Annotated in this window: 28 protein-coding genes and 1 tRNA gene; 15 read left to right on the forward strand and 14 right to left on the reverse strand. The window is 57.7% G+C overall.

Annotated features, from left to right (window positions below; translation table 11 throughout):
• Positions 1 to 49: 49 nt before the first annotated feature.
• Both speB and AC2FFB_RS03565 read right to left on the reverse strand, forming a co-directional pair.
• Positions 50 to 1,015 carry an agmatinase gene (speB, locus tag AC2FFB_RS03560; RefSeq protein ID WP_142633391.1) on the reverse strand — a complete coding sequence of 322 codons (966 nt, stop codon included), beginning with the start codon at positions 1,013 to 1,015 and terminating at the stop codon, positions 50 to 52.
• Between the two features lie 12 nt (positions 1,016 to 1,027).
• Complete coding sequence (locus tag AC2FFB_RS03565) at positions 1,028 to 2,191, reverse strand: M20 aminoacylase family protein (RefSeq protein ID WP_281971978.1); 1,164 nt, start codon at positions 2,189 to 2,191, stop codon at positions 1,028 to 1,030.
• A gap of 66 nt (positions 2,192 to 2,257) precedes the next feature.
• On the opposite strand from AC2FFB_RS03565, the gene mazG reads away from it, so the two are divergent.
• The 3 genes from mazG (at position 2,258) to AC2FFB_RS03580 (ending at position 4,566) form a co-directional block, all read left to right on the forward strand.
• Positions 2,258 to 3,115 carry a nucleoside triphosphate pyrophosphohydrolase gene (gene mazG / locus AC2FFB_RS03570; protein WP_496874505.1) on the forward strand — a complete coding sequence of 286 codons (858 nt, stop codon included), beginning with the start codon at positions 2,258 to 2,260 and terminating at the stop codon, positions 3,113 to 3,115.
• A 63-nt stretch (positions 3,116 to 3,178) separates the two neighbouring features.
• A complete protein-coding gene (locus tag AC2FFB_RS03575; RefSeq protein WP_496874506.1) occupies positions 3,179 to 4,120 on the forward strand; it encodes a nucleoside hydrolase in 942 nt (313 codons plus the stop codon).
• The gene (locus AC2FFB_RS03580) at positions 4,117 to 4,566 is read left to right on the forward strand and encodes a GNAT family N-acetyltransferase (RefSeq protein WP_142633385.1); all 450 of its coding nucleotides are present in this window, start codon (positions 4,117 to 4,119) and stop codon (positions 4,564 to 4,566) included. The genes AC2FFB_RS03575 and AC2FFB_RS03580 overlap by 4 nt, the downstream gene beginning before the upstream one ends.
• Before the next feature lie 52 nt (positions 4,567 to 4,618).
• Here AC2FFB_RS03580 and AC2FFB_RS03585 read toward each other — a convergent pair whose 3' ends face one another.
• The 6 genes from AC2FFB_RS03585 to AC2FFB_RS03610 form a co-directional block, all read right to left on the reverse strand.
• Entirely contained in the window at positions 4,619 to 4,786 is a 168-nt protein-coding gene (locus AC2FFB_RS03585) for a hypothetical protein (RefSeq protein WP_185956604.1), read from the reverse strand.
• A 272-nt stretch (positions 4,787 to 5,058) separates the two neighbouring features.
• The gene (gene eno, locus AC2FFB_RS03590; protein WP_496688322.1) at positions 5,059 to 6,336 is read right to left on the reverse strand and encodes a phosphopyruvate hydratase; all 1,278 of its coding nucleotides are present in this window, start codon (positions 6,334 to 6,336) and stop codon (positions 5,059 to 5,061) included.
• 124 nt (positions 6,337 to 6,460) lie between these two features.
• Positions 6,461 to 7,342 carry a DMT family transporter gene (locus tag AC2FFB_RS03595; protein WP_496874507.1) on the reverse strand — a complete coding sequence of 294 codons (882 nt, stop codon included), beginning with the start codon at positions 7,340 to 7,342 and terminating at the stop codon, positions 6,461 to 6,463.
• A gap of 136 nt (positions 7,343 to 7,478) precedes the next feature.
• On the reverse strand, positions 7,479 to 7,892 hold the full coding sequence (locus tag AC2FFB_RS03600; RefSeq protein WP_142633379.1) for a Fur family transcriptional regulator: 414 nt from the start codon (positions 7,890 to 7,892) through the stop codon (positions 7,479 to 7,481).
• 73 nt (positions 7,893 to 7,965) lie between these two features.
• Positions 7,966 to 8,670, reverse strand: coding sequence for an endonuclease/exonuclease/phosphatase family protein (locus tag AC2FFB_RS03605; protein ID WP_142635102.1), 705 nt, complete (start codon positions 8,668 to 8,670; stop codon positions 7,966 to 7,968).
• A gap of 127 nt (positions 8,671 to 8,797) precedes the next feature.
• A complete protein-coding gene (locus AC2FFB_RS03610; protein ID WP_496874508.1) occupies positions 8,798 to 10,216 on the reverse strand; it encodes a protein adenylyltransferase SelO in 1,419 nt (472 codons plus the stop codon).
• Between the two features lie 85 nt (positions 10,217 to 10,301).
• On the opposite strand from AC2FFB_RS03610, the gene AC2FFB_RS03615 reads away from it, so the two are divergent.
• Positions 10,302 to 10,721 carry a cupin domain-containing protein gene (locus AC2FFB_RS03615; protein ID WP_496712911.1) on the forward strand — a complete coding sequence of 140 codons (420 nt, stop codon included), beginning with the start codon at positions 10,302 to 10,304 and terminating at the stop codon, positions 10,719 to 10,721.
• A 3-nt stretch (positions 10,722 to 10,724) separates the two neighbouring features.
• A complete protein-coding gene (locus AC2FFB_RS03620) occupies positions 10,725 to 11,615 on the forward strand; it encodes a fatty acid desaturase (protein ID WP_496874509.1) in 891 nt (296 codons plus the stop codon).
• Here the strand turns inward: AC2FFB_RS03620 and AC2FFB_RS03625 are convergent.
• Positions 11,581 to 12,705: an anhydro-N-acetylmuramic acid kinase gene (locus AC2FFB_RS03625; RefSeq protein ID WP_496822838.1), complete on the reverse strand. Its 1,125-nt coding sequence runs from the start codon at positions 12,703 to 12,705 to the stop codon at positions 11,581 to 11,583. The two genes, AC2FFB_RS03620 and AC2FFB_RS03625, sit on opposite strands and share 35 nt — an antisense overlap.
• Positions 12,706 to 12,888: 183 nt before the next feature.
• Here AC2FFB_RS03625 and tyrS point away from each other — a divergent pair, with 183 nt between their 5' ends.
• Positions 12,889 to 14,136, forward strand: coding sequence for a tyrosine--tRNA ligase (gene tyrS, locus AC2FFB_RS03630; protein WP_496693431.1), 1,248 nt, complete (start codon positions 12,889 to 12,891; stop codon positions 14,134 to 14,136).
• 80 nt (positions 14,137 to 14,216) lie between these two features.
• On the opposite strand, the gene AC2FFB_RS03635 is transcribed toward tyrS, so the two are convergent.
• A complete protein-coding gene (locus AC2FFB_RS03635) occupies positions 14,217 to 14,972 on the reverse strand; it encodes a hypothetical protein (protein WP_496712905.1) in 756 nt (251 codons plus the stop codon).
• Between the two features lie 197 nt (positions 14,973 to 15,169).
• Here AC2FFB_RS03635 and AC2FFB_RS03640 point away from each other — a divergent pair, with 197 nt between their 5' ends.
• Positions 15,170 to 15,925: a 3-hydroxyacyl-CoA dehydrogenase gene (locus tag AC2FFB_RS03640; protein ID WP_496712903.1), complete on the forward strand. Its 756-nt coding sequence runs from the start codon at positions 15,170 to 15,172 to the stop codon at positions 15,923 to 15,925.
• 81 nt (positions 15,926 to 16,006) lie between these two features.
• On the opposite strand, the gene AC2FFB_RS03645 is transcribed toward AC2FFB_RS03640, so the two are convergent.
• The 3 genes from AC2FFB_RS03645 to AC2FFB_RS03655 all read right to left on the reverse strand — a co-directional run bounded on the left by AC2FFB_RS03645 (position 16,007) and on the right by AC2FFB_RS03655 (position 19,166).
• The gene (locus AC2FFB_RS03645; RefSeq protein ID WP_496874510.1) at positions 16,007 to 17,815 is read right to left on the reverse strand and encodes an ABC-F family ATP-binding cassette domain-containing protein; all 1,809 of its coding nucleotides are present in this window, start codon (positions 17,813 to 17,815) and stop codon (positions 16,007 to 16,009) included.
• Between the two features lie 41 nt (positions 17,816 to 17,856).
• Positions 17,857 to 18,591 carry a GNAT family N-acetyltransferase gene (locus AC2FFB_RS03650; RefSeq protein ID WP_496688333.1) on the reverse strand — a complete coding sequence of 245 codons (735 nt, stop codon included), beginning with the start codon at positions 18,589 to 18,591 and terminating at the stop codon, positions 17,857 to 17,859.
• Positions 18,592 to 18,689: 98 nt separating this feature from the next.
• Positions 18,690 to 19,166 carry an outer membrane protein assembly factor BamE gene (locus AC2FFB_RS03655; RefSeq protein WP_142633360.1) on the reverse strand — a complete coding sequence of 159 codons (477 nt, stop codon included), beginning with the start codon at positions 19,164 to 19,166 and terminating at the stop codon, positions 18,690 to 18,692.
• 85 nt (positions 19,167 to 19,251) lie between these two features.
• Between AC2FFB_RS03655 and AC2FFB_RS03660 the strand changes: the two genes are divergently transcribed.
• The 8 genes from AC2FFB_RS03660 (at position 19,252) to AC2FFB_RS03695 (ending at position 24,601) form a co-directional block, all read left to right on the forward strand.
• The gene (locus AC2FFB_RS03660; RefSeq protein ID WP_281994501.1) at positions 19,252 to 19,788 is read left to right on the forward strand and encodes a YceD family protein; all 537 of its coding nucleotides are present in this window, start codon (positions 19,252 to 19,254) and stop codon (positions 19,786 to 19,788) included.
• Positions 19,789 to 19,994: 206 nt separating this feature from the next.
• Complete coding sequence (gene rpmF, locus AC2FFB_RS03665; RefSeq protein ID WP_037316137.1) at positions 19,995 to 20,201, forward strand: 50S ribosomal protein L32; 207 nt, start codon at positions 19,995 to 19,997, stop codon at positions 20,199 to 20,201.
• 22 nt (positions 20,202 to 20,223) lie between these two features.
• A complete protein-coding gene (gene plsX / locus AC2FFB_RS03670; RefSeq protein WP_142633356.1) occupies positions 20,224 to 21,312 on the forward strand; it encodes a phosphate acyltransferase PlsX in 1,089 nt (362 codons plus the stop codon).
• A gap of 21 nt (positions 21,313 to 21,333) precedes the next feature.
• A complete protein-coding gene (locus tag AC2FFB_RS03675; protein ID WP_281994500.1) occupies positions 21,334 to 22,305 on the forward strand; it encodes a beta-ketoacyl-ACP synthase III in 972 nt (323 codons plus the stop codon).
• 96 nt (positions 22,306 to 22,401) lie between these two features.
• Complete coding sequence (gene ihfA / locus AC2FFB_RS03680) at positions 22,402 to 22,704, forward strand: integration host factor subunit alpha (protein WP_037316145.1); 303 nt, start codon at positions 22,402 to 22,404, stop codon at positions 22,702 to 22,704.
• An 18-nt stretch (positions 22,705 to 22,722) separates the two neighbouring features.
• Positions 22,723 to 23,322: a MerR family transcriptional regulator gene (locus tag AC2FFB_RS03685; RefSeq protein WP_496688336.1), complete on the forward strand. Its 600-nt coding sequence runs from the start codon at positions 22,723 to 22,725 to the stop codon at positions 23,320 to 23,322.
• A 61-nt stretch (positions 23,323 to 23,383) separates the two neighbouring features.
• Positions 23,384 to 23,460, forward strand: a tRNA-Pro gene (locus AC2FFB_RS03690).
• A 61-nt stretch (positions 23,461 to 23,521) separates the two neighbouring features.
• Positions 23,522 to 24,601, forward strand: a complete 1,080-nt coding sequence (locus tag AC2FFB_RS03695; protein WP_496688338.1) for a 2'-deoxycytidine 5'-triphosphate deaminase — start codon at positions 23,522 to 23,524, stop codon at positions 24,599 to 24,601.
• Here the strand turns inward: AC2FFB_RS03695 and AC2FFB_RS03700 are convergent, their stop codons facing one another.
• Complete coding sequence (locus tag AC2FFB_RS03700; protein WP_142633348.1) at positions 24,602 to 24,844, reverse strand: hypothetical protein; 243 nt, start codon at positions 24,842 to 24,844, stop codon at positions 24,602 to 24,604.
• Between the last annotated feature and the right edge of the window lie 18 nt (positions 24,845 to 24,862).

The raw sequence follows: 24,862 nt of genomic DNA on the forward strand, positions 1-24,862 counted from the left end.
CGTCCTGCCCTGCTGCTAACCTGATACCGGAAAGATGGCTAACCAAAGGTTAAGGCTTCAGCTTGTTCCATCCCAGCAGGCAAATGATTTGCGTCGCCACATGTGCGCCTGCAATCGCTGTCGCACCTGAGGTGTCATAGGGCGGCGAAACCTCGACCACGTCCCCGCCTTTGATGTTAATCCCAGCAATGTCGCGCAGGATGATCTGGGCCTGAATCGAACTCAGTCCACCCCAGACCGGCGTTCCCGTGCCAGGCGCAAAGGCCGGGTCCAGACCGTCGATATCGAAGCTCAGGTAAACCGGGTTGTCACCAAGAATGCCTTTGATCTTTTGCGCCACGGCGGCGGGACCGGACTCGTACACCTCCCGAGCGTCAATGATGTTGACCCCCAAAGTATCTTCGTTCGTCGTACGAATACCCACCTGAACGGAACGCTTAGGGTCCACTATCCCTGATTTGACCGCCTTGTAGAACATGGTCCCATGATCCACGCGGGACATGTCGTCGTCAGCCCATGTATCCGTATGCGCATCAAATTGCAGCAAGGACATTGGCCCGTATTTCTCGGCATAGGCCTTCAGGATCGGAAAGCTGATATAGTGGTCCCCACCAAGCGTCACCGAGGCCACGTCAGCGTTGAGAATTGTGCGAATGTGGTCCGTCAATGTGTCCGGAAAGGCAGGTATATTGGCGTAGTCATAAGCCATGTCCCCATAATCCACGATTGCCAATTCGCTTAGCGCATCAAACGGCCAGCCATAAGGCTCATCCGGGGATTGCAACGTGCTGGCCTCGCGGATGGCGCGTGGCCCAAGACGCGTACCGGGGCGGTTCGTCACCGCCTGATCAAATGGCACGCCGGTTACGGCGATATCGATCCCGGTCAGATCCTTGGTATACAAGCGGCGCAAAAATGACATCGCCCCCCCGAAAGTATTCTCGTACGAGACGCCTTTCAGTTCAGGATTGGTAAACGCCTCATCGACGAAATTCTTTGAATCTTCCAGTGCCATGTCTTTCTCCTGTCAGCCCAAAGGCTGGGCCTTTTCGACGATCCGCGCAAAGAAAGACGCCCCAACCGGCGCGATGTCGTCGTTGAAGTTGTATTTCGGATGATGCAATCCGGCCCCCTCGCCTTGCCCCAGAAACAGGTAAGCGCCGGGGCGCGACTGCAGCATGTATGAAAAATCCTCGGCCCCCATCATCGCGTCGACATTGGTCATCACGCGATCTGCACCGGCAACATCACGCGCGATTTCTGCGGCAAAACCAGTCTTGTCGGCGTCATTGATTGTTGCAGGATAGTTGACCTCATAGTCCAGCCGCGCTTCGACACCATAGGATTGGGCTTGTCCTTGTACGATCTGTTCCATCCGCTCCATCACCATTTTCTGCACAGTCGGATCAAAAGTGCGCACAGTGCCGTTGATAAAGGCGGTATCGGGGATCACGTTGTTCACGGTGCCGGTATGGATTTGCGTGACCGAGATCACCAGACTGTCCAAAGCATAGTTGTTACGACTGACGATGGTCTGAATCGCCTGGGCGATACCGCAGGCCGCCATCACCGGATCCCGGGTTTCATGCGGCATGGCACCATGGCCACCAAGGCCCTGAATGTGAACTTCGAACGTATCAACAGCAGCCATGATCGGCCCGGGGGTTGTCTGAAAGGATCCTTCGGGAATTCCAGGCGCATTGTGCAATGCATAGATTTGGGAAATGTCGAACCGGTCCATGATCCCCTCTTCGACCATGACGCCCGCGCCACCACCCTCTTCTTCGGCCGGTTGAAAGATCAGCGCCACGCGTCCACGGAAATTTCGGGTTTCCGCCAAATAGCGCGCCGCGCCCAACAACATCGTGGTGTGCCCGTCATGACCGCAGGCATGCATGTTTCCGGGCTTGGTTGATTGGTACGCGACCCCTGTTTCCTCGGGGATAGGCAAAGCGTCCATATCAGCGCGCAGACCAATCGTCGGTCCTTCGCCCTGCCCGTTGATGATCGCAACGATCCCTGTGGTGGCGATGCCCTCGTGCAGCTCGTCGACACCGAACTCTCGCAGCCGGTCGGCAACAAAGGCCGCGGTTTCGTGGCATTCGAATGCAAGCTCGGGGATCGTATGCAGATGCTGGCGCCATGCGGCCATATCGGCAGAGAAATCGGCAATTCGGTTGACGACGGGCATCTGGGGTGGACTCCTGATCGTGACTGCGGAATGGATGCATCTGACACCGGAACGAAAGGGTTCGCAATGGCCGAAAATCCTCTGATCCATGACAGCGATGCTGGCATCGAACGCTTGTTAGAGATCATGCGCCGACTGCGCGACCCTCAAACCGGCTGCCCATGGGATATCGAGCAGGATTTCGGCACGGTCGCTCCTTATACGATCGAAGAGGCTTATGAGGTCGCTGATGCCATCGAACGTGAGGCTTATGATGAGCTGAAGGGCGAACTTGGGGATCTGCTGTTCCAGTCTGTCTTTCATGCACAAATGGCCGAAGAAGCCGGGCATTTCACCTTTCAGGACGTGGTGCGCACCATGTCGGACAAGATGGTCGCCCGGCACCCGCATGTCTTTGGCGACGAATCCCGCGACAAATCGGCAGAGCAGCAAACACTGGACTGGGAAGCCATCAAAGCAGCCGAACGTGCTGGTAAAGAACAACAAGGCGCGTTGGACGGTGTCGCCGCCAACCTGCCCGCCCTTCTGCGTGCTCTCAAATTGCAGAAACGTGCCGCCCGTGTTGGATTCGACTGGCCCGATGCCAGCCATGTGCTGGCCAAGATTACCGAAGAGGCTGCCGAGCTGGAAGAGGCACGCGACCGGATGGATGTGGATGCGTTAGAGGATGAGTTCGGCGATCTGCTATTCGTTATGGTCAATCTGGGCCGCCATCTTGGGGTCGAGCCCGAGACCGCCCTGCGCCGGACCAACGCCAAGTTCACCCGCCGGTTCGAACAGGTCGAGTCGCGCCTGGCTGCACGGGGAAAAACCCCAACGGAAAGCACGCTGGAAGAGATGGACGCGCTTTGGGATGAGGTGAAGATCGAGGAACATCGGGCCAATGGCAAACTCCCGCCGGCAAAGGCCGAGGCCAGAACGTAAAACCGCTAGACAAGCTCTCGGACACTTGCGAGTGTCCCACCTTCACGACCTCCGGAGACGATCATGCCCGCTCGCAAAATCATTATAGACACCGATCCGGGACAGGACGATGCCGTCGCCATTCTGCTGGCGCTTGCCAGCCCCGACGAAATTGAGGTTTTGGGCATTACCGCAGTCGCTGGCAACGTACCCTTAGAGCTGACAGCCAAAAACGCGCGTATTGTCTGCGAACTGGCTGGCCATACCCAGACCCCCGTCTATGCCGGATGCGACCGCCCGTTAGAGCGCCCCCTGATCACCGCGGAGCATGTGCATGGCAAAACTGGCTTGGATGGGCCGGTTCTGCCGGATCCGCTGATGCCGCTGTCCGAAGGACATGCCGTCGATTTCATCATCGACACGTTGCGCGCGCATGAACCAGGCTCCGTTACGCTCTGTCCCCTTGGGCCATTGACCAACATCGCCACAGCGTTCCGCAAAGCGCCTGACATCGTTGACCGGGTTCAAGAGATCGTTTTGATGGGAGGGGCATATTTCGAAGTTGGAAACATCACCCCAACCGCCGAATTTAACATTTACGTCGATCCAGAAGCCGCTGATATTGTGTTCAAATCTGGACGTCCCATTGTGGTGATGTCGCTTGATGTCACGCATAAAGCTCTGGTGACCAAGACGCGCAACGATGCCTTCCGTAGAATTGGAAACAAGGCCGGTGTCGCGGTGGCCGAGATGACCGATTTCTTTGAAAGGTTCGACAAAAACAAATACGGCTCGGAAGGTGCTCCGCTACACGACCCTTGCGTGACTGCCTATCTAATCAAGCCCGTACTGTTTACCGGGCGGCTGGTGAATGTCGAGGTCGAGACCCAATCAAAGCTGACCTTGGGCATGACAGTTGCCGATTGGTGGGGTGTTACCGACAGAAAACCCAACGCCCTGTTCATCGGAGAAATTGACGCTGGCGGGTTTTTTGATCTGCTCACGGATCGGCTGGCCCGACTATGAGCGCCGCACTTCGCCTTGCTCGCCCCGAGGATCTGGAACGTCTGGTTGGTCTGGTCGCCGCCTTTCACGCCGAAGAAGGCATTACCCAGGATGCCGATCAGACGCGCAATGCGCTTGCGCCTCTTCTCGAGGGAATACCTTTTGGGTGCATCTACCTGATTGGCCCCGGTCGCGCACCCTTGGGCTATGTCATCCTGACCTTTGGGTGGTCGGTTGAATTCGGCGGCATGGATGGATTCGTGGATGAGATCTATATTCGTCCTGCCGTGCGAGGGCGCGGAATTGCGTCTGAAGTCTTGCTGGATTTGCCCAAGGCGTTGGCGAGCGCGGGGCTCACAGCCTTGCATCTTGAAGTCGATCGTACAAACGAGACGGCACAGAAACTGTATCTACGCACAGGTTTCAAGCCTCGTGACCGCTATATGCTGATGAGCAAAACCCTTTGATCCATTTCTGTGTGGCTGAACAACAAGACCACCCGCGAAAGATTGACAGACCCTACCGGGCCTCACCGCGACGGATGTAAACCGGAGCTTCAAGGTTTGCCACCGGATCGTCAGGGGACACTGCCGTACCGGTGATCGGATATGTTCCAGGCTCTGAGCAAGCAACCAGAAATACAGTGCTGAGTGCAGACGCTACCAGAAGAAGTTTCGAACCATTCATAGTGTTCCCCTTATCTGTTATTTCAATATGATACGAATGCGCACTACAGAACAAAAAGGAAAAAGTTCACACATAAGGATCGCTAGCGCAGGACCCCTATATAAGTCATTAATATATCTAGATAATACTATTCATAACCTCCCAAGTTTCTTCTGACCCAATCATGCTAAAGTGCCGGTTTGAGATTTAGACATGGGCAAAACCTACAATCCAACACAAAAAACCCGGCCCATTTCCACAGGCCAGGCAATCAAAATTCAGGCTTACAGTTTTCAGCGCTTGAGGATTGAGGCCCCTGCGTATTCGGCAATCTCACCCAGAGATTCTTCGATACGGATCAGTTGATTATACTTGGCTAACCGATCTGACCGCGCCAATGATCCGGTTTTGATCTGACCGCAATTCGTGGCCACTGCCAGATCGGCAATCGTGGCATCTTCGGTCTCGCCCGAGCGGTGCGACATCACATTGGTATAGCGTGCGCGATGGGCCATATCGACGGCGCGCAGCGTCTCGGTCAGCGATCCGATCTGGTTCACCTTGACCAGCATCGAGTTGGCGCAGCCGCGTTCAATCCCTTCCGCCAGTCGCGTGGGGTTGGTGACGAACAGATCGTCGCCCACCAGTTGCACCTTGTCGCCGATGGCGTCGGTCAGGGCCTTCCAGCCGTCCCAGTCATCCTCAGACATACCGTCTTCGATTGAGATGATCGGATAGTCGTTGACCAGAGCGGCCAGATAGTCGGCATTTTCTTCCGAGGTCAGGCTCTTGCCCTCACCGGACAGGACGTATTTGCCGTCTTTGTAATACTCGGTCGCGGCGCAGTCCAAAGCCAGATGGATTTCCTCACCCGGCTTGTAGCCCGCCTTTTCGATGGATTTCAGAATGAAATCCAGTGCCTCGCGCGTGCTGGCGATGTTTGGGGCAAAGCCGCCCTCGTCGCCGACACCTGTGGCCAGACCTGCCGACGACAGCTCTTTCTTCAGAGTGTGGAACACCTCGGACCCCATGCGCACCGCGTCGCGGATATTCGCGGCCGAGGTCGGCATGATCATAAATTCCTGAATGTCGATCGGGTTGTCAGCATGTTCGCCACCGTTGATGATGTTCATCATCGGCACGGGCAGGATACGGGCCGAGGTGCCGCCGACATAGCGGAACAGCGGCTGCGTGGTGAAATCCGCTGCCGCCTTGGCCGTTGCCAGCGAAACGCCCAGGATGGCGTTTGCGCCGAGACGGCCTTTGTTCTCGGTGCCGTCCAGTTCGATCATAGTCTGGTCGATCGCCACCTGCTCGGTCGCGTCGAACCCAACCAGTTCTTCGGCGATCTCACCATTTACGGCGGCAACCGCTTCGAGCACGCCCTTGCCCATATAGCGCGATTTGTCGCCATCACGCTTTTCGACCGCCTCATAGGCGCCGGTCGAGGCACCCGACGGGACGGCGGCACGGCCCATGGTGCCGTCTTCCAGGATCACGTCCACTTCGACGGTCGGGTTGCCCCGGCTGTCCAGAATTTCGCGTGCATGGATGTCGATGATGGTGCTCATGAGGCCCGTCCCTGTGGCTGCAATCAGTTGCCAGCCTCATATCAGTATAGGGCAAAAAGTAAACCACTCATGTTATCGCTAACACAGATCTGAGAGCCTGTTTGCGCAAACCTGCGACGATCCGTCAGGCCGCGACAGCCAGCGACCGCGCCAGACGCCGTTCGCGCAGGAATGTATAGAGCCCCGACCCCAGGATCAGCGAGGCACCGGCAACCGTCATCATATCCGGGCGTTCCCCGAACATCAGCATTCCGGCCGCGATAGAAAACACCAGCCGGGTGTATCGGAACGGGGTCAGGGCCGAGGCATCGCCAATCCGCATTGCACTGACAATCCCGTAATACCCCAGAACACCAAATCCAATCGCGCCCAGGAGCGGCCCGAATTGCGCCTGGTTCAGTGCAACGACCGGCTGGCCGGCCATCGAGATCAGCACAAAACCGGCAATGGTAACCGCCCCATAGGCCTGCATCGCAACTACTGCCGAGGCCACACGCACATCCAGCCTGCGTGTGATCAGATCGCGGGCGGCAATAGCCACAACGCTGGCCACGACGAAAAGGGTTTCCGGCTGGAACCCGTCCAACCCCGGTCGGATGATCAAGAGAACACCGATGAAACCAACGCCGATTGCGCTCCATCGCCGCCATCCAACCTGCTCGCCCAGGAACAACGCCGCCCCCATTGTAACGACCAAAGGCATTGCCTGAAACACCGCGGCAACCGTTGACAAATCGACCAGAGACAGCGCGGTCACAAAAGCCACGGCCCCGAACCCCTCGCAGAGCGCACGTATCAGGGGCAAAGTCTGCCACGCGGCAGCATCAAAGATGCGTTTGCGTGTGAACACCGCCATACCAACAAAGACCAGACCACAGGAAAGGCCCAAAAGAACCATGATCTGTCCTGTTGGCACTGTGACCGACAGGTGTTTGATGAACATATCTTCAAGTGCAAAGGTCGCCATTGCGCCGACGACCAGCAAAATGCCGTTCACGTTGTTCATAGTTTTGTCCGTAGAATATTGCGGCGCGTTCAGCCGGTCATATCCAAGCAAAAGCCGATGCCGGGCGGTCAGGCAAGCAATATCCGCCTGGGAATCATGAATTCCCGTGCGCAGGCCGTTCGTTTTTTGTGATGGATCAGTCGTGGTCTAGCGGAACGCCATACAGTTCCAGCCGGTGCCCTTTCAGCTTATAGCCCAGCTTAGCTGCAATCTTTTCCTGTAGCGCTTCGATCTCAGGGTCTACAAATTCGATGACTTCACCTGACTGCATGTCGATCAAGTGATCATGATGGTCCCGTTCGGCATCCTCGTACCGCGCGCGACCATCACCGAATTCCAGACGCTCTAGAATCCCGGCCTCTTCGAACAGTTTGACGGTCCGATAGACGGTGGCGATGGAAATACCAGAATCAACCTGCGAGGCGCGCGAATAGAGCTCTTCGACATCGGGATGATCATCGCTTTGTTGCAGCACCTGTGCAATCGTGCGGCGCTGTCCTGTCATACGCAGGCCTTTGGCTTCGCAACGGGCGATGATCGTGTCGGACATAGGAACCCTCGGCATATATTCGGTTCTCTGTATTAAACCGTATGCGTGATCGGCGCTACAGGGGATTTACCGGCTAAGCTACAAGCCGTAGATCGGCCCAGATTGGCAAGTGATCCGAGGCGATGTGCGCGGGTCGCACCGAATGCACGCCATGCAAAACAGCCTCAAGCCCCGCGCCGAGCGCGATCCGATCCAGCGCGCCCAGCGGCTGTGCCGCTGGAAAGCTGGGGAATGGTGGAAGAAAGTGCATATCCGGGGCCAGGTGATCCAGAACCGGCTGTCGGGACCATTCATTGAAATCCCCCGCCCAGACAGTTGGCAAATCCTCAAGATTCGCATCGCACCGTCTGAGGTGGGTGATTTGCTGACGGCGTGAGGCGGGCAAGAGCCCCAGATGCATGCCCATCACCCGAAGCGGACCGATTGGTGTGTCAAACTCGACCCTGACAGCCCCACGCGGTTCCAGCCCCGGTAATTCGTGATGCCCGGTCTGCCGGACACGGATCGCATCACCCCGCCAGATCACTGCATTCCCATGCCACCCCAAGCTGCCAGCCCCACCCAAATCAACGATCTGCCATCCCGCTTCGTCCAGCATGAAATGCGGCAGGGCCGCAGGGCGCGGAGGCAATCGTTTGTCGGCCTCTTGCAAGACGACAATATCGGCCTGCAGGCTTTCGATGACCTGAAGAATCCTCTGGGGCTGTCGACGTAGATCCAGTCCGACACATTTCTGAATATTATAGCTGGCGATGCGCAGGATTGCGGTCTGAGACATGGGTTCCTGAAAGTCCGTTTGAGATCGCAGGATTGCGCTGCTCATCGTTGATTGCAAGCCGGCTTCACCAAAGCAAGCGCATGGCGAAACACCGACGTAGCTGACTGCGAAAACAGGTGTGAGGAACTCATGTACCGCAGAAGGTCGCCTGAACAACCTCATCCTGTGCCGGTGGCCGTGTCAGATCCAAAGCGCCGGGTTGATCCTCATAGGGCCGGGACAGCACATTGTTGAGCCGGTGGAATGGGTCAAATTCCCCCTGCACCGCCGCCTGGATCATCTGTTCGACCCGGTGGTTGCGCGGGATAAAGGCCGGATTGGCCTTGTTAATCACCTCAGCAGGTTTTTTTTCACGAGACAGCCGCGACCGCCAACCGTCTGCCCATTGATCAAAGGCCTGCGGATCGGTGAATTGATCCCGCGCCTGATCGCCGCCCAGCGCCCGGAAGGTATTGGTGAAATCCGCCTGGTTCTGCGCCATGCAATTCAGCAAGTCCGAGATCATCTCAAGATCGCCGTCTTCCTGCGTCACAAGACCGATCTTTGCCCGGAACCTTGCAAGCCAATTTTGCTGCATAAGATCCGGCATCCCGTGGACGATTTCGGTGGCCTCAGCGACGGCGGCCGCTTTATCGTCGAACTGCTGGATCAGCGCGGTCGCCAGCTGCGCTGCATTCCAAACGGCGATTTCGGGCTGGTTGGAATAGGCATAGCGACCCATGCGGTCGATCGAGCTGTAGACGGTATTGGGATGATAGTTATCCATGAAGGCGCAAGGGCCGTAATCAATGGTTTCGCCTGAGATCGAGCAGTTGTCAGTATTCATCACCCCATGGATGAATCCCACACTCATCCATGCGGTAATCAACTGCGATTGTGCGTCGACAACAGCGCGCAAAAGACCCATCGGGCCGTCGGCCTGCGGGTAATGGCGCTGGATGGCATAATCTGTCAGTCGACGCAGACTGTCCAACTGTCCACGCGCAGCGAAGATCTGAAAGCTACCTACGCGCAGGTGGCTTTGTGCGACACGGGTCAGGATCGCACCAGGCATTGGACCTTCTCGAAAAATGGCCTCGCCAGTCTCAACGGCGGCCAGCGCCCTTGTGGTCGGGATGCCCAGCGCGTGCATCGCCTCGGACACCACATACTCGCGCAGCACCGGACCCAGCCATGCACGTCCGTCACCCTGTCGGGAAAACGGCGTCGGGCCTGATCCCTTCAACTGGATATCCCGTCGGACGCCATCCGTCCCAACTGTCTCGCCCAGCAAAACCGCGCGCCCATCCCCAAGCTGGGGGTTATAATTCCCGAACTGATGCCCTGAATAGAGCTGTGCAATCGGTTCCGCCCCTTCTGGCAGGGTGTTGCCGGAAAAGGCCTCGGCCATTTCATGCACCTCGCCGGGCGCGATTCTCAGAATCTGCGCAAGATCGGAGTTGAAAGCAATCAAGCGAGGCGCACGAACCGGCACCGGCGCTTGCCGCGCATAAAAGCTGTTTGGCAAACGGGCGTAACTGTTGTCGAAGGGGATCATCAGGGTCATTGCCCAAACATATTCCTGATCGGGACGAATACCATAGCGGATCGTTCAAACCCGTGCATAATCTCTCAGAAACACCCGAGGCCCCATGACCGCACAAGAGATCATCCAACACCTGAACCTGCAACGCCACCCCGAGGGCGGCTGGTTCCGCGAAACCTGGCGCGCCAAGAACCAGAGCCGTGCGACCGGAACCTGCATCTATTTCCTGCTGCCCGAGGGCGAGGCCAGCCATTGGCACCGCGTCGATGCGACCGAGATCTGGCTGTATCACGCAGGGGCACCCTTGGTGCTGTCGCTCAGCGCAACCGAAACTGGCCCGGCGACCGACCACATGCTGACCCCGGACCTGTCGCAAGGCGCACCACAACTGATCGTGCCCAAGGATCACTGGCAGGCCGCGCGCAGCAGCGGGGCCTATACGCTGGTCTCTTGCACCGTGTCCCCGGGGTTTGAATTCGACGGGTTCGAACTCGCCGCCCCAGGGTTCGACATCCCCCGAGGCTGACCGATGGATCACCGCGCCCTCATCGCATCACTCCCGGCCGAGGCCAAAGACCGGCTGCAGATGCGGTCTGACGCGGCGGGTCTGAGGCACTTGGTTCTGTATCTATTGGTGCTGAGCGCAACGAGTACAGGCATCGCCGTGCAAATCCCGCTCTGGCCGCTGCTGATCCTGCCGCAAGGCGTGCTGCTGGTGTTTCTGTTCACCCTCAGCCATGAATGCACCCACAAAACGCCGTTTCGGACTGGCTGGATGAATGATGCGGTTGGGCATCTTGTCTCAATCCCAATCGCCCTGCCCTTTACCTGGTTTCGATACTTTCACCTCGCGCATCACAAATGGACCAACCACCCGGACAAAGACCCCGAACTGGGGGGCAAACCGCGGCCCGACAGCTGGCCGAGCCTGCTGATCTATCTGAGTGGTTGGCCCTATTGGTCTGGAATGGCGCGCGTTGTGATCAGTAACGCAATGGGCCGGATCGAGGCGCCCTATTTGCCGCATCGCCAACATAAGGCCATGCGGATTGAGGCCCGTGTCCTGCTGGCCATTTACGCGCTTGCAGGGGCAAGCCTGCTGGTGTCACCTTTGGTGGTCAGCTTATCGCTGTTGCCGGTCTTGGTGGCACAGCCCGTTCTTCGGCTGTACCTGCTTGCGGAACACGGTCTCTGCCCGCCGGTGGCGAATATGCTTGAAAACTCGCGCACTACGTTCACCAACCGATTGGTCCGATTTCTGGCCTGGAACATGCCCTATCACGCCGAACACCACGCCTTTCCAAACGTGCCGTTTCACCAGCTGCCAACGCTGCATGACTGGACCAAAGCACATTTGAAATCGACCTCTGACGGGTATTCAGAATTTACGTCAGACTACGTTCGCTCGATGGAACGCTGACCATCCCGCCCCCGACCAGTGCCTTAACCCCTGTGGTGCCGGGACAAGAGGTCGGCAGCCCGCGCGCGACACGGACAGCAAGATAGGCAAAGGCCTGTGCTTCCAGCATATCCCCATCCAGACCAACCGCTTCGACCGGCTCCACCGGACAATCCAGCGAAACGCGCAGCATCTCCATCAGGACCGGGTTATGCCGTCCCCCTCCTGTCACCAACACACGCGACGGCGGTTCCGGGCAATGCTCGATCCCTTGCGCAACTCCGGCGGCGCACATGCCGGTAAGCGTGGCAACTGCATCAGCATCTGATAATTCCTGAACCAGGCGGATCATCTCGGCAAAGTCGTTCCGGTCCAGCGATTTCGGCGGCATCCTGTTAAAGAAAGGCTCTGCCAGAAACAGTTCAAGTGCTCCGGCCTCGACCCTACCGCCGCGCGCAACCGCGCCGTCGCGATCCATGGGCAGACCCAGACGTTCCTGCATCAGATCATCAACCGGTGCGTTGGCCGGACCGGTGTCAAAAGCCAAGAGCGCACCTGGTATTTCAGGGCCATCAAACCTGGGATCTACATAGGTCAGGTTCCCGACCCCACCCAGGTTCAGAAAACAAAGCGGTTGGTTGGCCTCAATCCACTTGGCACAGGCAAAGTGGAAAAAGGGCGCAAGCGGAGCGCCCTCGCCCCCCATCGCCACATCATCGCTGCGGAAATCCCAAACGACGGGGACACCCAAGGCCTGCGTCAGGCCATCGCCGTCACCCACCTGCAACGTGCCGCGCCCGCTTGGTTCATGCGCTAGGGTCTGACCATGAAGCCCGATCAGATCAATCTTGTCGAAGTCCGCCAGTATTTCGGCATGGGCAAGCGTAACCAATTCCGCCGCGGCATCCACCTCGGGGCCATGCCACTGTCCCAATGCAGCACGAAGCGTTTTCCGCTCCGCATCTGAATAGGCGCGGTATCCGGTGGGCCCAAAGCCAAGAATTCTGTAACCGTCCGTTTTGATCACCGCCGCGTCCACGCCATCCAGCGAGGTCCCCGACATTGCACCCAATGCAGTCAATACGCCTGATTTGCTAATTGCCCGACCCACGCCAGCCCTCTTTCGCCTGTTCGCGCCCGTTCTGTCGTCGCGTTGTCCACAACCTGCACGTTAACGCAAACCCAAGGCAAGCCAGATCACATAAGCCGCGTGTTTTTCTTGGACAAGGTGCCTTTTCCTTGTCAGCCCCACCGCCTATACACTGCCCCGCAACATTAACCCAAAGGGCACGATATGACCTACCACCCCAAATCGGATTTCATCGCCACGATGATCGAGCGCGGCTTTCTGGCTGACTGCACCGATTATCAGGGCCTTGACGAGGCGCTGATCAGCGGGTGTCAGTCGGCGTATATCGGGTTTGATGCAACGGCAAAGTCCCTACATGTGGGCAGCCTGATCCAGATCATGATGCTTCGCTGGTTCCAGAAAACAGGTCATAAGCCGATCACCCTGATGGGCGGCGGCACCACGAAGGTGGGCGATCCGTCCTTCCGGTCAGATGAGCGCCCCCTGCTGGGCCCGGACCAGATCAACGCCAATATCGCAGGCATCAGAAAGGTGTTTGCCGCCTATATCGACTATGATAGCGACGCAGAAAACGCAGCACTGATGCTGAACAACGAAGAGTGGCTGGACGACCTAAATTACCTCGACTTCCTGCGCGACATCGGCCGGCATTTCTCGGTCAACCGGATGTTGGCCTTTGAATCGGTGAAATCCCGGCTGGACCGCGAGCAATCGCTGTCCTTCCTCGAATTCAATTACATGATCCTGCAGGCCTATGACTTCCTTGAACTGAACCGTCGCTATGGCTGTGTCCTACAGCTTGGCGGTAGCGATCAGTGGGGCAATATCGTCAACGGTATCGACCTGACCCGTCGCGTGTTGGATAACGAGATCTATGGCCTGACCTCACCCCTGCTGACCACCAGCGATGGCAAGAAGATGGGCAAATCGCAAGACGGTGCGGTCTGGCTGAATGCCGAGATGCGCTCACCCTATGAGTTCTGGCAGTTTTGGCGCAACACCACCGACGCGGATGTTGGGCGGTTCCTTAAGCTGTACACCGAACTGCCTGTGGATGAGTGTGACCGCCTTGGCGCATTGCAGGGGTCCGAGATCAACGAGGCCAAGATCCGCCTGGCAAACGAGGTCACCTCCTTGCTGCACGGGGCCGAGGCTGCGGCAAACGCCGAGGCCACCGCTCGCGAAGTGTTCGAAAAAGGTGGCGTCGGGAACGATCTGCCGACCCTAACGGTCGGCGAAGCAGACTTGCCGATATCCATCGTGCAACTGATCGTACAGTCTGGCCTGGCGAAATCTGGCAAAGAGGCCAAGCGCCTGATTGCAGAAAACGGCGCCAAACTGGACGACGCTTCTTTAACAGACGCGGGATTGATGATCGACGCAGGCGCCTTGTCCTCGCCAATCAAACTAAGCGCCGGCAAGAAACGGCACGCGCTGGTTCAGTTGGGTTAACTAAGACCTCTGAAAGAAAAACGGCCACCTAATTGGGTGGCCGTTTCTGTTTTGCATGAGCAAATCCGTCACTTGCAGGCTTATCGCTTGCCCCCTTTGCCTCCGCCGTTTCCATGGCCGCCGCCGCCATTACCGTGACCTCCGCCGTGGCCGTTGTTACCTCCACCGTTTCCGGTGCCGGGGCCAGAGCCGCCATTATTGCCCCCGCCATTGCCGGGGTTCCCAGCGTTTCCATTGCCATTTCCGGGGCCGTTACCGCCTTTACCCGGACCATTGCCCCCTTTGCCGGGACCATTGCCATTTCCAGGTTTGCCGGGGCCATCGCCACCTCCATTGCCGGGGTCATCACCTGGGTTGTCGTCACCGGGATCATCCCCACCACCGTTACCCGGATCATCGCCCGGGTTATCGCCACCCGGATCATCGCCACCGCCGTTGCCGGGACCGTTACCGCCCGACCCCCCGGACCCTGTTCCACCGCCGCCAACCGGCGTGACCGGACGGCTTGGGTCCGAACTGCGGTCTTCGCCCGCATTTGCCGCGCTTACGATTGATGCTGTCGGAAAGTCGGTCAACAAGGCGGCCAACCCCGGGCATTGCGCGGATGTGTTTCGCAATGTGGTTTCGAAATCCGCACGTTTCTGCAAGCGCTCCAGAAAGCTGGGGGTTACCTGCGTGCACTCACACATGGTCGCATAATCGCCGCTGTTTGCAGCATTCCGCGCCGTTTTCCAGTTGCAGACCTCTGGTGCAGCGGCCGCACTTCCAGCCGCCATAATCCCCAGAAACGGAGCGGCAACCAAAGCGGAAAGCCCTGATTTGGTTCCAATTCGCATAGTTTGTCCTCCTCAAATGCGCCACCCAGACGCTCGATTGCGTTCAGTGTCGATTTGAGATTTCAACATTAAGAACGCCTGAAGCTGACCTGAGAAAGCCTTGAGGAAGGGCCGCCTGCCCGACGCCCCCCTATGGACACTGTCCCTTGGCTGATATTAAATGAACGTATGTTCATATCTTTTGGAAGGAGATCCAGATGCACCTATCGACCACCGCAGCCATTGTCACCGGAGGCGCCTCGGGGCTGGGTGAGGCAACGGCCCGCTTTTTTGCAGAAAACAATGCACAGGTAACCATTCTGGACCGGGATGTGGACCGAGGCAGCCAGGTCGCAACAGAAATTGGCGGGCATTTCGCCCAGACGGATGTAACCGATGAAACATCCGTGGCCGCGGCCATCGCCCATGCCCGCGAGAAGATGGGAGCGATCAACGCGGCAGTGAATTGCGCCGGGATCGCGGTTGGCATGAAAACCGTAGGCAGGGATGGCCCGCACCCGCTTGATGCATTTCAGCGCACGATAGACATCAACCTTGTGGGTACATTCAACGTTTCACGCCTTGCAGCCGCGGAAATGGCAAAGAACGACCCAGAACCGGATGGCGCGCGTGGGGTTATCATCAACACGGCTTCAATTGCCGCCTTTGATGGGCAAAAGGGTCAGGCTGCCTATGCCGCTTCGAAAGGCGGTGTGGTGGGTATGACACTGCCCATGGCACGGGATCTAGCCGCGTCCGGTATCCGCGTGATGACCATCGCACCCGGAATCTTTATGACTCCGATGCTGGCCGGTCTGCCCGAAGAGGTGCAGCAACAACTGGCCTCTGACGTTCCCAACCCTGTGCGCCTTGGCGACCCCCGCGAATACGGGCGACTGGCCGGGTTCATCGTCGAAATGGGTTACCTGAACGGCGAGGTCATCCGTATCGACGGCGCGCTGCGAATGCGCTGAGCGTGGCTGATCACCTACCGATGAAAACAGCTCGCTCAAATGAACTGTGGTCGGATAGCCGGCCACAGCCCGAAAGCTGATCTAGGCGCCCTCGGCCTTTTCCTCGAGGATCAGCCACTCTTCCTCGGCTGCGGCCAGCTTTTCCTGCCGCTCGACCAAAGCCTCGGTCGCTTTCTGAAACTTAACAGGTTCACGGCTGAAAAGCTCGGGATCGGACATCAGCTCTTCAAGCTTTCTGATTTCCGCCTCAAGCCGCTCAATCTCGGCAGGCAATTTCTCAAGACGGTGTTTCTCTGAAAATGATAGCCCCAGTTTCGGCTGCGCCTCTTGCTTTACCTTTGGCTTGGAAGCTTTTGTTTTTACTTCTTTCTTATCAGCCACCTCGCCGCGCTGAGCGAGGTAGTCCGACCACCCCCCGGCATAGACGGTTGCACGGCCGTTACCCTCCATCGCGATGGTCGTTGCGGCCACACGGTCCAAGAAATCCCGGTCGTGACTGACCAGCAAAACGGTGCCGTCATAATCGTCCAGCAGTTCCTGCAACAGATCCAGTGTTTCCACATCCAGATCGTTGGTCGGTTCGTCCAATACCAGCAGGTTCGACTGTTTGGCCATCAGCTTTGCCAGCAGCAAACGAGCTTTTTCCCCACCGGACAGTGACTTAACGGCTGCTCTGGCCTGCCCCTCGTCAAACAGAAACTCCTTGAGGTAGCCGACCACATGCTTGGGTTGGCCGCCGACCATCACCTGATCCGCCTTGCCGGAAACACGCATCTCGGGGTCACCGGTCAGGCTGTCCCAAAGGCTCATTTCGGGGTCCAGCTGCGCGCGGGTCTGGTCGAAAACCGCAATCTCAAGATTGGTGCCCAGCGTGACCGACCCCTCATCCGGGTTCTCTTGTCCTAACAGCATTTTCAGCAATGTTGTCTTGCCGACGCCGTTTGGGCCAACAAAGGCCACGCGGTCGCCCCGCTGTACCAACAGGTCAAAGTTGCGCACGATCTGATGATCACCAAAAGACTTGGATAGGCCTTTGGCTTCAAACACTTTTCGCCCTGATTTTGGTCCAGACTCAAGGGTCATCGCGGCCGAACCCTGACGTTTTATCTGTGCGGCTTTTTCAGATCGAAGGTCCTGCAAGGCGCGGACCCGACCCTGGTTGCGCTTGCGACGGGCGCTGATGCCCTCGACGGCCCATCGCGCCTCGGACTTGATCAGACGGTTCAGCTTATGACGTTGCTGGTCCTCTTCCTCCCAGATCTTGTCGCGCCAAGCCTCGAATGCCGTAAACCCCTGCTCCTGCCGTCGGACCGCCCCACGATCGATCCATAGCGTCGCGCGGGTCAAGGCGCGCAGAAAGGCACGGTCGTGTGAGATCAGCACATAGGCCGTCCGTGTCGATCCCAGCTCACGCTCGAGCCAGGCGATGGCTTCGATGTCAAGATGGTTGGTCGGCTCGTCCAGCAGCATCAAATCCGGGGCTTCGCCCATCAGCTTGGCCAGCGCGGCACGGCGGCGTTCACCGCCCGAGGCCGTCTCAACAGCGCGCGCCGGGTCGAATTTCAGCCCTTCGCCTGCGCGTTCGACTTTGTAAAGCTCACCCGGCTCTAACCCGCTGGAGGCATAGTCGCCGAGCGTAGCAAACCCTTCCATTCCGGGGTCTTGCTCCATGTAACCGACTGACTTACCCGGGGGAATTACAATCTCGCCCTTGTCCGCTTCCACCAAACCGGCCATCACCTTCATCAAAGTTGACTTGCCGGATCCGTTCCGCCCAACCAGAGCGACGCGGTCGCCTGGTTGAACCACCAGATCAAGGTCTGAAAAAACCGGATCGCCCCCGAAAGTCAGGGAAATGCCGGACATCTGCAATAAAGGGATTCTTGCCATGCCCGCCAGCTAACCCCGCAGCGTCGAGCCGTCAACGGCGATTACCCGGCAACGGCCCGCAGCAAACGTTTACGTGCGGGCGGAATGGCGCAGATTTCGAGGCCGGTAAAGACATGCAAAGTGTTCATGTGACGGTCAACGACTGCGTGGTCACTGACCCAGCCGCCCATCATCAAGTAAGTACGCAGCAAAGGGGGCATGCGCATCATGGCTTTTTTGGCATCCGGGCGCCGACGCAATCTCGCGGCGAACCGGAAAACATCTGGGGCCTTGACCCGTGGCAACCAGCGTTTCGGGGCCAGATGGCGATGTTTCAACATCGCAAAAGCATCAAGATATTCCGCCGTTTCTGTACCCGCAAACGAAGAGCAGCCAAACAGCATCTCAACATTATTCTGATCGACAAATGCAGTCATCGCCCCCCAGGCAACACGCAGAATGTCTGGGTCGTTTCGACCAGGATGCACGCAAAAGCGCCCCATCTCGACCATACGCCCCTTAAACCCTTCAAGTGCCGAGAGGTCATAGAACTGGGCGGAATAGCTTTGGCCAATCTCGGCCCCGCGCTCCATCATCAACAAGCGAAAGCAGCACACGAGTTTACCGTTGGCACGCATATCCTCGACCAGAATATGCGTACAACGGCTGTCGAACTCATCCTGATCCACCTGATCAGTCCCGAAAGCCAGTGTTCGAAGACACTGTGCCGCCGCAACATCCTGCGGTGTTTGCGCCTGACGCGCACGGTACCGGCCCTTGCCGAGCAATAGTGCCATGGTCGCATCCTCCTGGGTTGCTGACCTGTTTCGTCTTGCAGGGTCAATAACACAGGATTTGTGACCGCCCTGTGAAGTTGACAAGACGTGACTATGAATTAGTTGGTCGCGCCAGGAATGTTTGCCGGGTTGAAGTTGCCGATATTGCCAAGCAGCTGCCGCAAGAACCCACGGTTCTGAACTGAGGATTCGGTAATACGACGATCCAGCGTCACAACGTTTCCATCCTCAAGGCCAAAGCGTTCAATATTGCGCACGACACCTCGGTCATCGAAGCTGATCGCCACAAGCTCGCGCGAGACGATTTTCGGTCGTTTCGGACCATAATGACGAACGCGTGATGTCACATAATAAAAGCCGGAATCGCGAACGACGCCTGAAGTACTGGGCGCGCCAACGGATTCGAGTACGCTTTCACGTGTATCTACACCCACCTGAATTTCGGCCAGGTCCTCGGCTGTGGGGACATATCCGTGTTTCTTGAAGACCGGAGCACACGCACCAGCAGCGGTCAGACAGGCCGCAAATACGAGCGTTCTGGACGCTGGTTTCAACCTGCTCATAACTTTCAACATTCACACCCTCTTGCCTTGGGACCGTGCGGCCCCTATCCGATTACATCAAACCGCCACCCCGGTTCAACACACGAAAGGGCCACGTATGAGCAACCAGACATCTTTAAGGGTCGCCGACCTGCCTCAGAACGCACCGACGCCCTTTGAAATTCGCCCTGACGCACAGGAGTTGGATGTCTTAAAGAACGAGTTGAGCCTGCTTGGGCTACGTAAGCTGAGTTTTGTCGGCGAGGTGCGTGCGCATGGAAAGCGTGATTGGGCGCTTTCAGGAAAACTGGGGGCAACCGTGATTCAACCCTGTGTCGTGACGCTGACACCGGTTACCACGCGGATCGACATTCCGGTGACCCGGATGTTTCTGTCAGATTGGACAAACCCTGACGAGGAAGAGTTCGAAATCCCGGAAGGTGACGAATCTGAGCCGCTAGGGACCGAAATCGTTCTGACCGAGGTCATGTCCGAAGCGCTGGCGCTTGCCCTGCCCCAGTATCCCCGGAAAGAAGGTGCCGAATTGGAACAGGCGGGCTTTACCGAACCCGGCAAACAGGCAATAACGGATGAAGATGTCAAACCCTTTGCGGGCTTGGCCGGGCTGCGCGATGCACTGAAAAAAGACGAGTGACACGGGCCTGAAATCCTGTCATAGCAGGCGCTCAGAAAAATCGCTTGAACATGCTGAGAATCGCAGTATTTTCGCGCGCTCATCGGAATTTGGGTTGGACATCGCGGGGCCCGTCCCCTAAACGCGCGTCAAACCACGAGAAAAACGAAGAATGAAACCTGGCCCGCAGCGAATCTGCCGGCCCTTAGTAGACAAAGGTTGAGACCATGGCTGTCCAACAGAACAAAGTTTCCAAGTCGCGTCGCAACAACCGCCGCGCGCACGACGCTCTGGTTGCTGCAAACCCGAACGAATGCGCCAACTGTGGTGAGCTGAAGCGCCCGCACCACGTCTGCGCGTCCTGCGGCCACTATGATGACCGCGAAGTCGTCGCTCAGGCCGACGAAATCGACCTGGACGAAGACGCGGCCTAAGCCCTAAAAGCGCAGGCCAAGCATGACAGAACAGCCCACGCACGCCGGACGGATTACCATCTCGGTTGACGCAATGGGCGGAGATTCGGGGCCCGCTGCTGTTGTGGCGGGGATCGCCAAATCGGCGGATAAGAACCCCGATATCGCGTTCATCTTGCACGGGCCTGAGGCCATGTTGCGCAAACTTGTCGCAAAACGGCGTGTCCTGAACGGGCGCGTCGTTTTTCGTGATTGTCCCGATGTGGTCACGATGGAGGACAAGCCCAGCCAGGTCGTCCGGCACGGTAAGCAAACTTCGATGTGGTCCACACTGGAGTCAGTACGTCAGGGTGAAGCCCATGGCGCGGTCTCCTGTGGCAACACCGGCGCATTGATGGCCCTGTCGATGATGCGTCTACGTAAGCTGCCGGGGGTAAACCGCCCGGCAATCGCTATTTTGTGGCCCTCGCGCAATCCGCAGGGTTTCAATGTAATGCTGGACGTAGGCGCCGATGTGCGCGCGGACGCCAAGGACCTGCTGCAATATGCTTTGATGGGTGCCTCTTATGCCCGAAACGGCATGGCGTTGGAACGTCCACGGATCGGCCTTTTGAATGTGGGCACCGAGGAACATAAAGGGCGCGCCGAGCTAAAAGAAGCGCATGGCATGATCTCGGATTTTGCGGATCAGGCCAGCTTTGACTTTGTGGGTTTTGTCGAAGGCAGCGACATCCCGGGAGACAAAGCCGATGTCATTATAACAGACGGGTTTACAGGCAACGTCGCCATCAAGACCGGAGAAGGCACAGCCAGCCTGATCGGAGATCTTCTGCGCGAGGCGTTCAAATATTCTCCGCTCTCACGACTGGCCTCGATCCTTGCAATCACATCTTTGCAGCGGTTGAAGAAACGAATTGATCCTCGGCGCGTGAATGGTGGGGTTTTCCTTGGCCTGAACGGAACCGTCGTCAAATCACATGGTGGTGCAGACTCGACCGGCGTGTCAGCCGCTGTAAAGCTGGCCTTTACCCTGGCCGAGTCCGGCTTCGCCGAAAAATTGGCAGCACGGGTTGCATCGACAGCCGAGCTTGCACAAGATGCCGCAGACACGCCGTCGAAGGCCGGTGAATAACAAAAAAGGCAGTACCCCAGCATGGCAGGCCGTTCAATTATAGTTGGTGTCGGGCACTATTTGCCAGAGCGCATCGTCCCGAATTCCGAGTTCGAAGAAACGCTCGATACGTCTGATGAGTGGATACGGACACGTTCCGGGATCGAACGCCGGCATTTTGCAGCGGAAGACGAAACCACTTCGATTATGGCTACAAAGGCTGCCAGTGCCGCACTGGTCGATGCGGGTCTGGAGGCAGATGATATTGATGCGATTATTCTTGCAACATCGACCGCTGACCTGACGTTTCCCTCTGCCGCAACAATGGTTCAATCGCAGCTTGGCATGACCAAAGGCTTCGCCTTTGACGTACAGGCGGTTTGCGCCGGATTCGTCTATGCCATGACCAATGCCAATGCGCTGATCGTGTCAGGCCAGGCCAAACGCGTGCTGGTCATCGGCGCCGAGACGTTCTCTCGTATCATGGACTGGACCGACCGGTCGACCTGCGTGCTTTTCGGCGACGGCGCCGGGGCAATAATCCTTGAACAGCATGAGGGCGCAGGAACCTCGGACGATCGGGGCATTCTGGCAACCGACCTGAACTCGGACGGGCGCTATAAGGACCTGCTCTATGTGGATGGAGGCGTCTCGACCCAGTCCACAGGCTATCTGCGGATGAAAGGAAACCAGCTGTTTCGGCAGGCAGTTGAACGTCTGACCTCTACCGCAGAAACCTGCCTCGAGAAGGCTGGGCTAAGCCATGAAGATGTGGATTGGATCGTACCGCATCAGGCAAACATTAGAATCATTCAGGGCACAGCCAAGAAATTGGGCGTTCCTATGGAACACGTTGTCGTTACCCTGCAGGACCACGGAAATACCTCGGCCGCATCTATTCCCCTGGCAATGTCTGTTGCGAAACAGCGTGGGCAGTTCAAACAGGGTGATCTGCTGGTCACAGAGGCAATCGGAGGTGGATTGGCCTGGGGCTCAGTCCTCTTGCGGTGGTAACAAGCGCAATTCAGCTTACACACTCGCCCGCAATTCATTGATATTGACAGCGAATTTGCCCTGACCCTATGCTCTGATAGCAACAGGGGAATTGGCATGAGCGACAAAACACTGACCCGAATGGATCTGAGCGAGGCCGTATTTCGTGAAGTTGGCCTTTCACGCAATGAAAGCGCGCAACTGGTCGAGAGCGTTCTGAACCATATGTCCGACGCATTGGTGCGCGGTGAACAGGTGAAGATCTCATCTTTTGGAACGTTCAGTGTTCGGGACAAGACAGCTCGTATCGGCCGCAATCCCAAGACAGGCGAAGAAGTTCCAATTCAGCCTCGCCGTGTTCTCACCTTCCGCCCGTCGCATCTGATGAAAGATCGCGTCGCCGCAGGGAACCGCAAATAAGATCAGGACGGCACGAATATGAGCAAGTCCCCAGACGCCTTTCGCACCATCAGTGAAGTTGCGGACTGGTTGGGTGTGCAGCCGCATGTTCTGCGATTCTGGGAAAGCCGCTTCAATCAGGTGAAACCGGTAAAACGGGCCGGTGGGCGCCGATATTATCGCCCCAACGATATGCGCCTGCTGGGCGGCATCAAGAAGCTTTTGCATGAAGATGGGATCACCATCAAAGGCGTACAGCGCATTTTGCGTGAACAGGGCGTGGCGCATGTTTCTTCAGTGTCCCAGGGCCTGGATGAAATGGCACATCTTGAACCCGCACCCGATGCAAATGTCGTTGTGCCATTCACGGCCAAGCCAGCCCCCCCGCATGAGCAGATACATCTAGATCTTGGCGACGCGCAAAAACCCGAACCGACCCCTGCCCCCGCTCCGCCAAAAGCTGAGCCTGCGGCCCAAGCCCAGCCGTCTTATCCCGACGCCTCGCCCTTGTTGGGTGGGATCGCGACACTGGCCTGGACCCGAGACGCATTCGATGACCAGTTGCTCAGCCAGATAGCACCCATCGCGCAAGAGCTGCGCAGCGTGTTGAACCGAATAGAAAACCGATCGGCGGGATAAGAAAAAAGGCGATGATTTCCTCTTGCCCCCGCCGGGAAAGTCTTTATGAACACCTCAACGTCGGGCTATGGCGCAGCCTGGTAGCGCGTCCGTCTGGGGGACGGAAGGTCGCAGGTTCGAGTCCTGCTAGCCCGACCAAATCACACCGACGTTTATGGCACACAGGCCAGATCCCGCTCTGGCATCAGGGGGGATCGGAATGACCGGCGTATGCCCGAACCAGCAGATAGAGGCGATGATCGCGCGCGGTGAGATTACCGCAAGCCCAGAGGTCATCCCCGCCCAGATTCAACCCGCCAGCCTTGATTTGCGTTTAGGTACAGTTGCTTACCGGGTACGTGCCTCGTTTCTGGCAGGCGAAGGTCGCACCGTAGCCGAACGTTTGTCGGAATTTGAGATGCACCGCATCGATATCTCTGAAGGTGCTGTGCTGGAAAAGGGCTGTGTCTATCTAGTGCCGTTGATGGAATCGCTGGCCCTGCCCCAGGGGCTGAGCGCGGCCGCCAATGCAAAAAGCTCGACTGGGCGGCTGGACCTTCTGACGCGCACGATCACCGATGGCGGGACCGAGTTTGACCGGGTGCCTGCAGGCTATACCGGCCCCTTGTATGCCGAGATCTGCCCCCGCTCATTCTCGGTTCTGGTGCGTCCGGGAATGCGGCTGAACCAAATCAGGTTCCGGCAGGGACAGGCCGTGCTGAGCGATACCGATCTAAGCGCCCTGCACGCCGAATCCCCGCTGGTCGATGGCCCCGCTGTCATTCAAGACGGGCTCGGGTTCTCGGTGGACCTGCGGCTGCCCGACACCGATTTGGTGGGCTACCGCGCCAAACCTCATACCGGTGTCATTGATCTGGACCGGATCGGCGAATACGACCCGCAGGAATATTGGGAAGAGGTGCGTACCACCGATGGGCGCATCATCCTCGACCCCGGTGCGTTTTACATTCTGGTCAGCCGCGAGGCGGTGCATATCCCGCCGATGTATGCGGCTGAAATGGCCCCTTATCTGGCGATGGTCGGGGAATTCCGGGTGCATTATGCCGGTTTCTTCGATCCCGGTTTTGGCCATGCCGCCGCAGGTGGCGAAGGATCACGCGGAGTGTTGGAAGTCCGCTGTCACGAGGCCCCATTTGTATTGGAGCACGGCCAAGTCGTCGGGCGGCTGGTGTACGAGCGGATGTCAGAAATGCCCACGCAGCTTTATGGTGCAGGCATCGCCTCGAACTATCAGGGACAAGGATTGAAACTGTCCAAGCACTTCAAAGCGGTAACCTGATCAGAACCGGATAAACCGGCGCATCTGATTGGCCACTCGCTGGGCTTGACGCATGTTTTGACGCTGGCGGTTTCCGTCCGCCTGCAGCTGATCAGAGGCACCTGAGCTCTCGTGCGGCGGCTGCTCTTGCCCCGACTTCTGGCCCACGCGGCTGGCCATGTCGAACCCCTTGTCCACCCCTTTGGTGACAAGCCGCCGCATGACCTGTCGCACAATCATGTCAATGATACGATTGGCATTCATTGCTCAACTCCGATTTCC

This window comes from Ruegeria sp. YTSA219 (assembly GCF_059609985.1).

Coding starts and splice junctions, on each gene's coding strand:
- AC2FFB_RS03695 (WP_496688338.1), top strand. CDS start 23,522: ATGACCGGCGTATGCCCGAACCAGCAGATAGAGGCGATGATCGCGCGC.
- AC2FFB_RS03610 (WP_496874508.1), bottom strand. CDS start 10,216: ATGACCCTGATGATCCCCTTCGACAACAGTTACGCCCGTTTGCCAAAC.
- AC2FFB_RS03575 (WP_496874506.1), top strand. CDS start 3,179: ATGCCCGCTCGCAAAATCATTATAGACACCGATCCGGGACAGGACGAT.
- AC2FFB_RS03620 (WP_496874509.1), top strand. CDS start 10,725: ATGGATCACCGCGCCCTCATCGCATCACTCCCGGCCGAGGCCAAAGAC.
- AC2FFB_RS03675 (WP_281994500.1), top strand. CDS start 21,334: ATGGCAGGCCGTTCAATTATAGTTGGTGTCGGGCACTATTTGCCAGAG.
- rpmF (WP_037316137.1), top strand. CDS start 19,995: ATGGCTGTCCAACAGAACAAAGTTTCCAAGTCGCGTCGCAACAACCGC.
- AC2FFB_RS03635 (WP_496712905.1), bottom strand. CDS start 14,972: ATGCGAATTGGAACCAAATCAGGGCTTTCCGCTTTGGTTGCCGCTCCG.
- ihfA (WP_037316145.1), top strand. CDS start 22,402: ATGAGCGACAAAACACTGACCCGAATGGATCTGAGCGAGGCCGTATTT.
- speB (WP_142633391.1), bottom strand. CDS start 1,015: ATGGCACTGGAAGATTCAAAGAATTTCGTCGATGAGGCGTTTACCAAT.
- AC2FFB_RS03640 (WP_496712903.1), top strand. CDS start 15,170: ATGCACCTATCGACCACCGCAGCCATTGTCACCGGAGGCGCCTCGGGG.
- AC2FFB_RS03605 (WP_142635102.1), bottom strand. CDS start 8,670: ATGTCTCAGACCGCAATCCTGCGCATCGCCAGCTATAATATTCAGAAA.
- AC2FFB_RS03660 (WP_281994501.1), top strand. CDS start 19,252: ATGAGCAACCAGACATCTTTAAGGGTCGCCGACCTGCCTCAGAACGCA.
- AC2FFB_RS03600 (WP_142633379.1), bottom strand. CDS start 7,892: ATGTCCGACACGATCATCGCCCGTTGCGAAGCCAAAGGCCTGCGTATG.
- tyrS (WP_496693431.1), top strand. CDS start 12,889: ATGACCTACCACCCCAAATCGGATTTCATCGCCACGATGATCGAGCGC.
- AC2FFB_RS03655 (WP_142633360.1), bottom strand. CDS start 19,166: ATGTTGAAAGTTATGAGCAGGTTGAAACCAGCGTCCAGAACGCTCGTA.
- AC2FFB_RS03565 (WP_281971978.1), bottom strand. CDS start 2,191: ATGCCCGTCGTCAACCGAATTGCCGATTTCTCTGCCGATATGGCCGCA.
- AC2FFB_RS03595 (WP_496874507.1), bottom strand. CDS start 7,342: ATGAACAACGTGAACGGCATTTTGCTGGTCGTCGGCGCAATGGCGACC.
- AC2FFB_RS03700 (WP_142633348.1), bottom strand. CDS start 24,844: ATGAATGCCAATCGTATCATTGACATGATTGTGCGACAGGTCATGCGG.
- AC2FFB_RS03585 (WP_185956604.1), bottom strand. CDS start 4,786: ATGAATGGTTCGAAACTTCTTCTGGTAGCGTCTGCACTCAGCACTGTA.
- AC2FFB_RS03685 (WP_496688336.1), top strand. CDS start 22,723: ATGAGCAAGTCCCCAGACGCCTTTCGCACCATCAGTGAAGTTGCGGAC.
- plsX (WP_142633356.1), top strand. CDS start 20,224: ATGACAGAACAGCCCACGCACGCCGGACGGATTACCATCTCGGTTGAC.
- AC2FFB_RS03615 (WP_496712911.1), top strand. CDS start 10,302: ATGACCGCACAAGAGATCATCCAACACCTGAACCTGCAACGCCACCCC.
- AC2FFB_RS03645 (WP_496874510.1), bottom strand. CDS start 17,815: ATGGCAAGAATCCCTTTATTGCAGATGTCCGGCATTTCCCTGACTTTC.
- eno (WP_496688322.1), bottom strand. CDS start 6,336: ATGAGCACCATCATCGACATCCATGCACGCGAAATTCTGGACAGCCGG.
- AC2FFB_RS03650 (WP_496688333.1), bottom strand. CDS start 18,591: ATGGCACTATTGCTCGGCAAGGGCCGGTACCGTGCGCGTCAGGCGCAA.
- AC2FFB_RS03580 (WP_142633385.1), top strand. CDS start 4,117: ATGAGCGCCGCACTTCGCCTTGCTCGCCCCGAGGATCTGGAACGTCTG.
- mazG (WP_496874505.1), top strand. CDS start 2,258: ATGGCCGAAAATCCTCTGATCCATGACAGCGATGCTGGCATCGAACGC.